This is a genomic window from Haloplanus sp. XH21 (assembly GCF_023276355.1).
In the GTDB taxonomy this organism is placed as follows: Archaea; Halobacteriota; Halobacteria; order Halobacteriales; family Haloferacaceae; genus Haloplanus; species Haloplanus halobius.
The window spans coordinates 2,488,942-2,500,797 of sequence record NZ_JALLPL010000001.1; the positions used below are offsets into that span (position 1 = coordinate 2,488,942).

The 11,856-nt window shown below is 66.7% G+C and carries 15 protein-coding genes and 1 tRNA gene; 8 read left to right on the forward strand and 8 right to left on the reverse strand.

Features of this window, described 5'->3' with window-relative positions:
* Positions 1–47 precede the first annotated feature (47 nt).
* Positions 48–521: a deoxyuridine 5'-triphosphate nucleotidohydrolase gene (locus MXB53_RS13155; RefSeq protein ID WP_425601221.1), complete on the forward strand. Its 474-nt coding sequence runs from the start codon at positions 48–50 to the stop codon at positions 519–521.
* Between the two features lie 115 nt (positions 522–636).
* Here MXB53_RS13155 and MXB53_RS13160 read toward each other — a convergent pair.
* Positions 637–747 (reverse strand) — tRNA-Lys (locus MXB53_RS13160).
* 129 nt (positions 748–876) lie between these two features.
* Between MXB53_RS13160 and MXB53_RS13165 the strand changes: the two genes are divergently transcribed.
* Complete coding sequence (locus tag MXB53_RS13165; RefSeq protein WP_248898001.1) at positions 877–2,421, forward strand: hypothetical protein; 1,545 nt, start codon at positions 877–879, stop codon at positions 2,419–2,421.
* Positions 2,422–2,424: 3 nt separating this feature from the next.
* Here MXB53_RS13165 and MXB53_RS13170 read toward each other — a convergent pair whose 3' ends face one another.
* Positions 2,425–3,096, reverse strand: coding sequence for a DUF7119 family protein (locus MXB53_RS13170; protein ID WP_248898002.1), 672 nt, complete (start codon positions 3,094–3,096; stop codon positions 2,425–2,427).
* Positions 3,097–3,182: 86 nt separating this feature from the next.
* The gene (locus MXB53_RS13175; protein ID WP_248898003.1) at positions 3,183–3,995 is read right to left on the reverse strand and encodes a DUF8155 domain-containing protein; all 813 of its coding nucleotides are present in this window, start codon (positions 3,993–3,995) and stop codon (positions 3,183–3,185) included.
* Positions 3,996–4,160: 165 nt separating this feature from the next.
* Between MXB53_RS13175 and MXB53_RS13180 the strand changes: the two genes are divergently transcribed.
* On the forward strand, positions 4,161–5,459 hold the full coding sequence (locus MXB53_RS13180; protein ID WP_248898004.1) for a dihydroorotase: 1,299 nt from the start codon (positions 4,161–4,163) through the stop codon (positions 5,457–5,459).
* Here the strand turns inward: MXB53_RS13180 and MXB53_RS13185 are convergent.
* On the reverse strand, positions 5,456–6,052 hold the full coding sequence (locus MXB53_RS13185) for a DUF5806 family protein (RefSeq protein ID WP_425601208.1): 597 nt from the start codon (positions 6,050–6,052) through the stop codon (positions 5,456–5,458). The genes MXB53_RS13180 and MXB53_RS13185 overlap by 4 nt on opposite strands.
* Before the next feature lie 78 nt (positions 6,053–6,130).
* On the opposite strand from MXB53_RS13185, the gene MXB53_RS13190 reads away from it, so the two are divergent.
* Both MXB53_RS13190 and MXB53_RS13195 read left to right on the forward strand, forming a co-directional pair.
* Positions 6,131–6,499 carry a universal stress protein gene (locus MXB53_RS13190; protein WP_248898005.1) on the forward strand — a complete coding sequence of 123 codons (369 nt, stop codon included), beginning with the start codon at positions 6,131–6,133 and terminating at the stop codon, positions 6,497–6,499.
* Positions 6,496–7,032: a GNAT family N-acetyltransferase gene (locus MXB53_RS13195; RefSeq protein ID WP_248898006.1), complete on the forward strand. Its 537-nt coding sequence runs from the start codon at positions 6,496–6,498 to the stop codon at positions 7,030–7,032. The genes MXB53_RS13190 and MXB53_RS13195 overlap by 4 nt, the downstream gene beginning before the upstream one ends.
* A gap of 36 nt (positions 7,033–7,068) precedes the next feature.
* Here the strand turns inward: MXB53_RS13195 and MXB53_RS13200 are convergent, their stop codons facing one another.
* The gene (locus MXB53_RS13200; protein WP_248898007.1) at positions 7,069–7,521 is read right to left on the reverse strand and encodes a universal stress protein; all 453 of its coding nucleotides are present in this window, start codon (positions 7,519–7,521) and stop codon (positions 7,069–7,071) included.
* A gap of 84 nt (positions 7,522–7,605) precedes the next feature.
* Between MXB53_RS13200 and MXB53_RS13205 the strand changes: the two genes are divergently transcribed.
* Entirely contained in the window at positions 7,606–8,061 is a 456-nt protein-coding gene (locus MXB53_RS13205; protein ID WP_248898008.1) for a universal stress protein, read from the forward strand.
* A gap of 108 nt (positions 8,062–8,169) precedes the next feature.
* Complete coding sequence (locus tag MXB53_RS13210; protein WP_248898009.1) at positions 8,170–9,357, forward strand: DHH family phosphoesterase; 1,188 nt, start codon at positions 8,170–8,172, stop codon at positions 9,355–9,357.
* Between the two features lie 80 nt (positions 9,358–9,437).
* Here the strand turns inward: MXB53_RS13210 and MXB53_RS13215 are convergent, their stop codons facing one another.
* Complete coding sequence (locus MXB53_RS13215) at positions 9,438–9,854, reverse strand: DUF5807 family protein (RefSeq protein WP_248898010.1); 417 nt, start codon at positions 9,852–9,854, stop codon at positions 9,438–9,440.
* A 110-nt stretch (positions 9,855–9,964) separates the two neighbouring features.
* On the opposite strand from MXB53_RS13215, the gene MXB53_RS13220 reads away from it, so the two are divergent.
* Entirely contained in the window at positions 9,965–10,954 is a 990-nt protein-coding gene (locus MXB53_RS13220; RefSeq protein ID WP_248898011.1) for a hypothetical protein, read from the forward strand.
* Between the two features lie 84 nt (positions 10,955–11,038).
* On the opposite strand, the gene MXB53_RS13225 is transcribed toward MXB53_RS13220, so the two are convergent.
* Positions 11,039–11,467 carry a DUF7112 family protein gene (locus MXB53_RS13225; protein WP_248898012.1) on the reverse strand — a complete coding sequence of 143 codons (429 nt, stop codon included), beginning with the start codon at positions 11,465–11,467 and terminating at the stop codon, positions 11,039–11,041.
* Between the two features lie 2 nt (positions 11,468–11,469).
* Positions 11,470–11,850 (reverse strand): 30S ribosomal protein S6e, encoded by a 381-nt coding sequence (locus tag MXB53_RS13230; RefSeq protein WP_248898013.1) that lies wholly within the window; start codon positions 11,848–11,850, stop codon positions 11,470–11,472.
* Between the last annotated feature and the right edge of the window lie 6 nt (positions 11,851–11,856).

Here is an 11,856-nt window from a genome sequence, read left to right on the forward strand (position 1 = left end):
CGTCACATCGGAATAACGACCGTCACGGTTTTGTGAGCCGCTGGCGAGTGGCGGATATGTTCCGTTCCGGACCGTTCGTCGCCGACCATCTCTCTCCGACTACCGCCGACCAGGTACAGCCGAACGGCGTCGACTTGACCGCCGACGCGGTGTTCGAAATCACCGAGCGCGGCCGGATCGGCCGCGACGACAAGCGAATCGGTGACCGCGAAGAAATCCAGCCCGACGGCGACGCCTACGTCCTCGACCCCGGCGGCTACGTCCTGCGATACGGCGAAACCGTCCACATCCCCGAGGGGCACGTCGGCTTCGTCTACCCCCGGTCGTCGCTCATGCGCAACGGCTGCATGCTCCACACCGCCGTCTGGGACGCCGGCTACGAGGGCCGCGGCGAGGGACTGCTGGTCGTCCACCACCCCGTGGAGATCGAACCGGATGCGCGGGTGGCGCAGTTGGTCTTCGCGGAAGCCGATCACGAGGGGACGTACGACGGGAGTTATCAGGGGGAGAACGTGGAGTAGGGAGAAGTTGGACCGGGAGGGAGTCGAACAACGCGAACGCCTCGCTACCGCTCGGCGGTCTCTCGTTCAACTCCTCCGTAACCGCTTCGCTCGTCACGTTCGTTCCTCGCAGAAGCGGGCCGGGAGGGAGTTGAACCCCCGACCGTCTGGTAACTTCCGCAACCTCCCGCTTGCGTGGGCGGCCACGTTAAAAGCCAGACGCTCTGCCTGACTGAGCTACCGGCCCTCGTATGAAGGTTGTCGGCAGGGTAATAAACAGTTACGATGAGTTCGCTGGCGGGCCAGCAATCGATACATCAATATTACCACACTAGCAGGATTTATCACCCTACTGTGGCATTCGTCGACGAGGGGTATGACGGGGATTACGTTACATGCATTCGGGGAGGGACCCAACCGCCAGCTAAATCAGCTCCGAGAGGATATTTTAGAGATCGCGAAAACGACAGGTATCGAGACTCGGGAGTGGGATCTCACCAACGATGCCCGCCGAGCCTCCCTGTTCGAACAGTTTTTCGAATCACGTCTAGAATCATTTTCGGACACGGGACGGCGAGACATCAAGCCCGAACTCGTCGTCGAAGATGACGGGGCAACACACTACGACCTCGACGGGAGCATGATGCTTTCGATAGATGGCGACCCAGTCGCCTACTCGTCGTGGGATCAGTTTTATCTCGAACCGGTGTTCGCAGGACTTGACCCGATATTACCGAGTCTGGCGTACGACGCACTTCAGCGTCTCGGCTCACGGTGTCTCGACATGTATCGTACCCGTATCGGTGAAGAATCGAAATTGTATGATGTCGTACTCACGTCACACGGGACGGTCGACCAAGAGCGTCTCAGCCCCGATGAGCAGGCCAACTTCGACGCGTTCGTCGAGGATCACACTGTCGTCGTGATAACGGGATGGAACCTACACGATCAAGGCACAGAGATACATACGACATACGACCCTGACGCAATCATAACCGAAGGCGGGACGATACTACGTACGAGAGAGGATAGTGGGGAGTCACTTTCCTACGGGCGCCAGGCGCTCTACGGAGACCAAGAAAGGCACTTGGCCGCGAAAGGAACGGCGGCAGTGTTGGATCAGGCAGTTCGTATCTTACCACAGAGTCCCGTCTTCTTTTCGCAGGGAAATGAGGTCAGCTCCTGTGTCTATATCAACCCGCCACGACCACTCATTCATGACGAACTCGAAGAACAAATGTCGGATGAGATGGGGATCGACAACTTCCGTCGTCACTTCGAACGGAAGTGTTCGGGGAAATTCGACATCGAAACGGACTCTACAGCGAAAAACCGGGGGCGGTTCGAAAATACGCCTGAGGCAAAGTACATCTTTGAGAAGGTACAGGCTGCACAACGGACGTTCCGACCGTATCAGATTACTGAGATGAATGAGGAGTGGATCTGGTTCGACCTCTGCTCTCGCGACGTGTATCTGACCAACGAGTACGAGCCGTTGCTCGATGCTGAGCAAGGTCCACCACACTTCATCACCAGCATCAGTTTGGAGGCCAGAGAGCAAGTGAACGAGGCGACGGCCAGACGGATCGTCCCGCAGACCGACCACTGCATCGACATCTTCGCTCAGCGGAAAGCAGACTGTTTTGACGAACGTCTGTTCGAAGCCGTGGATATCGACATTAAATCAGACAACATCATCTATCTCTCGAAAGGAACGGCGTCGGATATCGATCTCATCACGCGGATTGGGGAGCGTGCTGACAAGCACGGAACGACATTCCGAGCACACGCAGACCGTGACGCCCCTCGCCGCCTTCGGCGAAACGACTACGTTCGAACGTGGGATGTCGATTCCCCTACCAGAATTCTGTCAGAGCTACAGAAAGACGAAATGAACTGGGATCTGGTCGCTAGTCTGTGACGGTCACGCGTCCAAAAAGTCCTCGAGCGCCGCCGCCAACAGATCATCCGGATCGGTGTTCTCGATGGACGCCCGGCGGCGGAGTTCGATGTACTGCGCGGGTGGCAGCGTCACCGACATCTCGCCGAAGGTGTGGCCGCGTTCGGCGAGGGCGTCTTCGACGGTGGTGCCGTCGCCCACCTCGCTGGCGAGGCGACGAATCTCGCGCACCGTGAGGTCGTGTTCGAGCGTCGCCCACGCCAGCGCGTAGCGGTCGTCGCCCGAGACGCGCGCGATGTGTTTCGCCGCCGTCGGCGCGATGGTGCCGCGGGCGACGTGCCGGCGAATCGCCTGCGGCAAGTCGTGGACCCGCGCCCACTTCCGGATGAAGGCGACGGAGACGTCGCCGCCGGCGCGTTCGGCCGCTGCTTTGTACGACCCGACGCCCCGAACGAGGGCGGCACACGCCGCCGCGCCCCGGAGCATGTAGACGTGGTCCTCGGAGCCGACGGTGTTCTCCGCAAAGGAGCGCACCGTCTCGGCCGCGAGCTGGACGCTCTCGGGGTCGTCCGGGTCGAAGCCGACGGCTTCGTCCGCCCGTTCACCCGTCACCGCCGGGTCGGCGCGGACGACGGGTTCGCCGACCGGTGACTCTCGGTCGGCGGGACGGCCGTCCGAACCAGACTCGTCGCTCATTACGGCCCGGTACGTGGAGGAGCGTCAAAAGGGTGTCTCGTGCGTGCATGACAGCGATCGAACCGGACGACGGCACTGAGATTTATTCACACGCGACGGATCGTCACGTCGATCCGGGCACCGACGGCGAAGTCGTGACCGGGACAGACGAGTTTCACACCGGTGGCGTCGCGAGTGGCGAAAAGCGAGAGGCCACGGACGGGCGTGCCGTTCGCCCGGAGTTCGATCGGATCCCACGCCACGACGCCACCGTCGGCGACGCCGACACGCGTCCCGGCGACGGAAACGGGGCCGTCGATAGCGGGGAGAACGCCCCCACCGTCGTAGTGGGGACAGCCGCCATCGAGGACGAGGTTCGGGCCTGCGGCGACGCCCGCCCACGCACCGGGATTCGGATGGCTCGGTTCGTCGAGAACGACGAACGTCTCGCCTACCTCGCGGACGACACCGGTGCCGTCCCATGATAGCGGGCGCACGTCGACGGCGACCTCGACGGGCAGCGATCCGGTGGCTCGATAGGGGTTCGCGTCCGGCGATCGAAAGCCGAGGTGGACGTGGTGATCGACCCAGGGTGCGAAAAACCCCGAGCGGACCAGTTCGCCGAGCGGCTCACCGACGCCGACCACATCGCCGGGCGCAACGTCGGGGTCGACGTGGAGGATCCGGGCGACGTGCGCGCCGGCGTCGATCAGGATGAGGTGGTCCGTGTCGGCGGCGTACGGTCGCGGCGGCGCACGCACGCGCCGAACGTCGAGTACCTCGCCGGCGACGGGGGCGACGGCGCGGTCGGTCTCGGGATAGAGATCGATCGCACGGCCGCAGTCGTGGGCGGGGTACGGGGAGTTGTACCGGGAGAAGCGCCGGAACTGCGAGAGCACCGCCGCCGGGACCGTGACCATACCCGGTCGTTCGGCCGGAGCGGCTTATACTGCCGGCTGTAAGTCCGTGGAACGCTTCGGCACGCTGGGATGCCGAATCGGCCGTACAGTTACAGCCGATGGTAATATACTCGCCCCCGCGAGGGGGAACGGGACACTTACGACGCGCAAGCCCGCAGATGACGTATGCTCGTCAGGAACGCGACGCTGGCCGACGGTCGGGTGCGTGATGTCCGGATCGACGGGGAACGCATCGCCGCCGTCGGAACCGACCTCGCCGTCGACGGCCGCACGGTCAACGCCCGGGAACGCCTCCTGTTGCCCGGCGCCATCGACGTTCACACCCACTTCCGAGAGCCGGGGGCATCGCACAAGGAGACGTGGGAGACGGGATCACGAAGCGCCGCGGCGGGCGGCGTGACGACCGTCGTCGATCAGCCGAACACCGACCCGCCGACGACGACCGGCGCGGCCTACGGCCGGAAGGAACGCCTCGCCGAAGCGTCGGTCATCGACTACGGCATCAACGGCGGCGTCACCGCCGACTGGGACCCGGAGGCGCTGTTCGACCGGCCTCTCTTCGCGCTGGGCGAGGTGTTCCTTGCCGACTCCACGGGCGACATGGGCATCGACGGTGACCTGTTCGAGGACGCCGTCGCCCGGGCGACGGAGAAGGGCGTCGCGGTAACCGTCCACGCGGAGGACGCCACACGGTTCGATTCGAGCGTTCGCGAGTCGGGGCGCGGCGGTGGAACGGGCGCGGAGGCGGACGCGGACGCCTGGAGTGCGTACCGCACGGCGGAGGCGGAGATTGCGGCGGTCGAGCGCGCCGTCGAAACCGGGGCTGATCTGGACGCGCGTCTCCACATCGCCCACACGAGCACGCCCGAAGCGGTCGACATCGTGGCTGATGCGCCCGACACGGTGACCTGCGAAGTGACCCCTCACCACCTCCTGCTCTCGCGGGCGGACCTCGACGAGTTGGGCACATTCGGGCGGATGAACCCGCCGCTCCGGAGCGAGAAACGGCGAACCGCGCTCTACGACCGCGTGATCGACGGCGCGGTCGACATGATCGCGACGGACCACGCCCCCCACACGCGCTCGGAGAAGGAGACGACGCTCTGGGACGCACCCAGCGGCGTCCCCGGCGTCGAGACCATGGTGCCCCTCCTGCTGGCCGAGACGCGGTCCGGCCCGTTGACGGTCGAACGCGTGCGGGAACTGACGGCGTCGGCGCCCGCCGACGCCTTCGACCTCGACCGGAAAGGCCGGATCGAGGAGGGGATGCACGCCGACCTCGCCCTCTACGACCTAGAACAGACCCGTGCGGTCGAGGAGTCGCTCCTGCATTCGAAATGCGGGTGGACGCCGTTCGCGGGGCGGGACGGCGTTTTCCCGGAGTGGACGATGGGACGGGGCGAGCGCGTCTACGACGGTGGGATGGATGCGGTTCGCGAGGTCGACGGCGAGAACGTGCGCTAGTCGGCGTCCGCGTCCAGGTCGTCGCGGAGTTCCTCGCTGGACTCGCGGACCTCGCGCATGACCTCGGAGACGCGGTCCTCGGCGTCGAGTTCCTCGGCGACCGAGAGGTCGACACCCTCGACTTCGAGGAGGAACTTCGCGGTTTCGGTCACTTCGTACATCATCTCGTCGAGTTCCTCGGCGGTGAAGAAGCCGGACATTGCGCCGTAGAGGAACGTTGCCCCGGCTTTCTGCACCTTCTCCTCGAAGGCGGAGCGGGCCTGGTTGACCGCCTGCGGCGAGTAGGTGTCGGTCATGAAGGGGACGAGTCGGGGCAGGTTCTCGCCGATCTTGGTCATCTCGACCCCCGTCTCGGTGCGGAAGTCGACACAGAGGCGGGCGATGGCCCACTCGCGGGCCGTGATGTAGGTGCGGTCGCGGAGGAAGGAGTTGACGCGGTCGTACGCCGCGCCGTCCATCTTCTTGAACCGCTCGTATTTGCGCACGTCCGGGGGGACGGCGTCCGACTCGGTGGCCGAGTCCGCGCGATCGGCGCCGTCACCCGAGGCCGTGGAGTCGTCGCTCATGTCCCGCTGTTCCGGGCGCCGGTGCAAAAGCGTTCCGTCGGCGTCGGGCGGGCGTCTGACGGCGGCCGCGTACCTTTTTGCCCCGCGCGCCCGACGGCCACGCCAATGAGACTACTGCTGGGTATCGGCGGGAGCGACGACTCGTTGCGCGCACTCGAGCGCACGGTCGACCGCGCTGCCGAGACGGGCGACGATCTGACGGTCGCGATCCTCCAGAATCCGGCGACCGAGACGACGCCCGAGGAGATCGAACGGCGGGCGCAGGCGGTCCTCGACGAGGCGGGCGTGTCGGCAACGATCCGGTATCTCGACGGCGACCCGCGGAGTCGGCTGGTCGAACTGGCCGAGCAGGAGGGGTTCGACCGGATCGTCCTCGGCGGCGGGGAGACGAGTCCGATGGGCAAGATCAAACTCGGGAGCATCGCGGAGTTCGTCCTGCTGAACTCCCACGTCTCGGTAACGCTCGTCAGATGACGGACGACAAAACCTACCCGAACGAACCCGCAGACGAGTTCCCCTCGCCGCCGCAGACGTTCGAGGACCGCGAGGGACGGACGATCACGGTCCGGCGGTACGACGACGCGGCGGATCGCGACGCGCTGGCGGCGATGTACGAGGCGTTCGACCCCGCCGACCGCGCCCAGGGCATCCCGCCGACCGATCCGGAGCGGATCGCCGACTGGCTGGGCTCGATCACCGGCCCGGAAACCGTCAACGTCGTCGCCGAACACGAGGACGCCGTCGTCGGACACGCGACGCTCGTTCCCGACGAGCCGGAGGGCACTGCGGAACTCGCCATCTTTGTCCTCCAGGACTACCAGCACGCGGGCATCGGTACCCACCTCCTCGAGACGCTGCTGGGCGCCGGCCAGGACGAGTGTGTCGAACGGGTGTGGCTCACGGTCGAGCGCTGGAACGACGCCGCGATCCGCCTCTACGAGAAGGTCGGCTTCCGGACGAGCGACGCCGAAAGCTTCGAACACGAGATGACGCTACGCCTGCAGTAACGCCGGTTTGAGCCCCGGTCGGGGATCGACTCCCCATCAGACGGAGAGGACGGGCTGGCTCGCGTACAGCAGGACGTACTCAGCGGCCTTCGCGAGGACTTCCTCGTCCGACCCCGAGACGGGTTCGCGCGGGACGACCACGAAGTCGGCATCGAGATCCTCGGCGGTGTCGAGGACGACGCTCCCCGGATGGCGGGAGAGACGGGCGGTGGAGAAGCCGTAGGTCATCGACATCGAGAGCGGGACATCGGCGTCGCCGACGGTCTCGTTGACCGCGTCCAGAAACGCCTCGGTGTCGGCCGCGAGCGTCGCGTCGTCGACGGCGCCGGTGTCGATGGCGCGGGCGAGATCCTCGCTGACGACGTAGAGCGCGTGGACCGCCGCGTCGTACTCCTCGGCGATAGCCGCCGCGTACTCGACGGCCGAGAGCGACTCCTCGCTCCCATCCACGGGGACGAGGACGAGCGACGGCGAGAGCGGATCGGTCATGAGCGACCGTGGGCGGGCCACGGGCAAAAAACGCACCCCCGATCGGACACCGGGTTTATGCCTCGACCGCCCGAATCCAGGCGCATGTTCGACACCATCGTCATCGCGACTGACGGATCGGAGAGCGCCAGCCGAGCGGTGGCAGTCGCGCTCGACCTCGCCGGTCGGTTCGACGCGGCGGTTCACGCGCTTTACGTGGTCGACCGCGGAGAGATCGAGGCCTCCCCCGAGCAGGTCCGCGACGAGATGCGGAGCGCGCTCGACGAGTCGGGCCGGACGGCGTTGGAGGAGGTGGCGGCGACCACCGACCGCTCGGTGACGACGGCCGTCCGCGAGGGACGACCGGCGACGAAGATCCGGGAGTACGCGCTGGAACACGACGCCGACATGGTGGCGATGGGGACCCGCGGTCGCCACGGCGAGAACCGGTTTCTCGTCGGGAGCGTCGCCGAACGCGTCGTCCGCACCTGTCCGGTGCCCGTGTTGACCGTGCGCCAACTCGACGAGGGCGAACGCGACGCCGAGACCGCGGCGGCCTGAGACGGTTTATTGTCCCTGTTGACCGGTAGATCACCGATAAACAGAGACGATGATCCGGACGACGCGCCGAACCGCGAGATACTTCGGGACGGCCACCCTGCGGCCGGTATGGACGACGATCTCATCGACGACGACGGCCTCTCGCTCTCGCGGAAGTCGCGACTGCCCGGGGCGGGCTTTTTCTATCCCGACTCGCTGGACGAGGAGTACGCCGACCGGCGCGCCCGCGAGGCCATCGAAGGCGCGGAGGCGGTGGTCGTCGCCGACGGCGACGCCGACGGCCTCGGCTGTGCCGCGCTCGTTCGCGAGATGTACGACGCCGCCCTCGACATCGCCCCGTTCGAGGAGTCGCTCGCGGCGCGGGTGGCGCCCGAAGCCGGCGACGGCGAGGACGACGAGAACGAGGACCGCGAGGAGTCGCCGGTCGGCCTCGTCACGGCGAGTCCGCATTCGCTAACCGACGCCCTCGAACGCGTCGCGAAGTACGCCGATCCGGGCGTCGATGTCTACGTCTGTGACCTCTGTCCCGACGACGACACCGTCGTGCCCATCGTCGAGGATCTGATCGACCGGGCGGCGAGGGTCGAGTGGTTCGATCACCACCAGTGGGACGACGATGTCGCGGCCGCGGTCCGCGCGGCCGGCGTCGACCTGGTCGTCGGCGAGTCCGACGAGGAGTGTACGGTCGACGTGGCGCTGCGCTCCCTCGAGTACGACTTCCCCGAGCATCTGACGGCGCTCGCGTCGGTCACCCGGGATCACGACCTCTGGATCAAGGAGGACCCCCGCAGCGACGACCTGGCGGACTACGCCCACTGGGCGAGCGCCGAGGAGTACGTCACGGTCGTCGGACAGTACGGCCCGGCCCTTCCCGATCCCGTCGTCGACTTCCTCGACCACCGCCGCGTGGAGAAAGAGCAGTTGATCGAAGCGGCGGTCGACCGCGCGTCGATGCAGTCGGTCGGTCCCTGGACCGTCGGCGTGACCTACGGCCGGTGTTCACAGAACGAGGTGGCCGAGGCGCTCCGGGAACAGGGGGCCGACGCCGCCGTCATCGTCAAGCCCGCGGGCAGCGCGAGCATCCGCGGCAGCGAGGGCTTCGAGCGGTGTCACGAGGTGGCCGGACAGGTGAACGGCGGGGGCCACCCCCGCGCTGCGGGCTGTAAGCCCGACATCTACGACGACATGCTCGACTACGCCCACCACTGGTCGTCGGAGGGGTACGCGACGCGACAGGTGATCCTCGCGGCGTTCGAGCGACTGACGGGGGAAGAGGCGGCCGACGGCGACGAGTGATAGGGATTATCGTAACTGTGTACCGGTAGTTCGCTGGGACGGTCAAGCGAACTACCGGTACTGACTTCCAATAAACCGTATTAGGCCTCGCCGACGACCCAGCGGTCGGAGAACGCGGTCCCGTCGGGACAGGCCGCGTAGGCGTGGATCACGTCGCCCTCGGCGTAGATACCGCCTACTTCTTCGTTCTGTGCCTCGGCGAACGCGAGGACGTACGTCGGGGCGGCGCCACAGTCGGGGCACGCACCGCCGGTCAACTCGTGGTCGATGTCGCCCTCGACGTCCATCGCTTTCTTCGCGAACTCCATCGCATCCATGCCGGTGCCGGCCGAAAAGAGGCGACGTCCCTCCTCGCCGGGCACGACGAGGACGACGCCACCGTCGACCTCGAACCCGTGGTCCGCGAGGGTACCCTCGTCGTCGAGGTAGCCGTCGGTGAGAAAGAGCGCAACGTGGTCGAGTCGGTCGCCGGCGAGGAACGCGTCGAGTTCAGTCATACGGGTTGCAGGTGGTCGAGCCCTAAATGACGGTCGTTTCGGGGTCGAGTGGGGCGTCGGGACCGCCTCCGGACCAAACGCCTATCAACGCGCCCGTGCCACCCACGGTCATGTCGCCCTCCCGCCGTTCGCTGCTCGCTGGCGTCGCCACGGTCCTCGCCGGATGCAACGCCCCCGACGACTCGACAGCCACCCCGACCGGAACGGATCATTCCGATACCGATGCTGCCATCTCGACCGCCCGCCGCCACCTGCGAGACGCCCTGTCGGCCTACGTCGAACACGCCGGGCCGGGCGCGACCCTCCTCGACATCACCGCCACGAGCGAGGGGGCGTTCACGCCGGAACCCGTCGTGAACGCGTGTCGGGCGGCGAACGAGGCGATTCGGAAGGGTCGACGAAACGCCAGCGGCGGCCAGCAACAGACGCTCGATCAACTCGCGGCGGCGTCGGTGTTCCTGCGTGAAAGCGCCACCCTCCAGCACGACCTCAGACGCGCGGCGGACGCGCTGGCCGACCTCCGTCGGGTGGTCTATCGGGACGAGATGGACCCCACTCGAACCGAACGCTCCCCAGTCGAGCGTGTCCTCGAGGAATCGAACGCCCACGCAGACATCGTGACCGCGCAGGATCCGGCGGCCGTCGCGAGCGTGCTCGACGCCCTCGACGAAGCGACGGTTCGGTCGAAACGGACCCAGTTCGGAGCGGAGGACCGCCAACTCTGGGATCTCTCGAGCGTGCTGCTGTCGGTGCTGTCGGGCACGTCCGCGCTCGGGGCGGGATGGACGGCCTGGCGTGAGGAGGCGTTCGACGACGCGACCCACGAGTTCCGGCTGGCCGTCGAGGACTTCGGCTCGGCGGCCGCCCACCTGGACGAAGCGTGGACGGCGGCCTTCCGGACGTTCGGCGCGCAGGTCACGGACGTGGTCGACGCGCTCCAGGCAGGGAGCCAGCGCCTTCACGACGCCGCCGTCGCGATGACGGAGGGGCGGTCGGACGCGGCCGACCGGAACCGCGACCGGGCGCGGGCGGCGCTCCGCGAAAACGAGACGGTCGTAGAGGAGATACGGGCGGTGCAGCCGATCCTCGACGGGGAGTAACTTATACGGATTATTGTAAGTCAGCACCGGTGATTCGCTGGGACGGGTTAACGAACCACCGGTGAACAGTTACAATAATCCGTATTAGCCGTCCAGATCCTCGGCGATGGACGTGAGCGACGAGTCGGGCTGCCGGGTGACGGAGTACACCGCGCGCTTGCCGGGGATGCGAACGCCGTAGAGATAGCCCGGCGTCACCTCGTCGAACTCGACGCTCTGTCCGGTCTCGCGGTCGGTGCTGCGGACCCAGTCGACCAGGCGGTTCGTCCCCTCGCGGTCGGCCCGCGCGAGGCGGCGGTTGTCGTACGCGCCGCGAACGACGAACCCGTCGGCGTCGGCCTCGATGCGCGCGTGATACTCGTCGCCGTCGAGGACGAGACGGACGATGTCGCCGCCCTCGACCGCCACGCCGTCGGGGAGGCGAAGACAGGGGCGGCGAGTCCCGCCGCTGCGGGCGATGCGGGCGCGGTACGTCGTCACCCCGTCCCCATCGCTGGCGACGCGGTCAGTCACGATTACTCTTCGTCGGAGAGGGCATCGAAGTCGGCGTCGCCGCTCGTCACCTTGGCGTTGATCTGGACGACTTCCTCGCTGATCTCGCGGCCGCGGACGGTGACGCGCTTTCGCTCGCCGTCGCGGGAGGGCTGGTAGCCGACGCCGTCCTCGAGGAGGACTTTCTTGAGGCCCGCGCCGGTGATGTCCGATCGCAGGGGGCGGCCGGCGGTGTCCGACCCGCCGGTCAGTTCGAGCGTGGTGCCGTCGAGACTGACGGCCTCGCCGTCGACCTCGTCGCCGAGTTCGCGTCCGAGAAACCGGTTTGCGTCCTGTCCGTCGACTTCGACTTGCGCAGTGCGACCCGTCTCCGGGTCCGAAACGACGACCTTGAAGTCTGCCATGGCGTG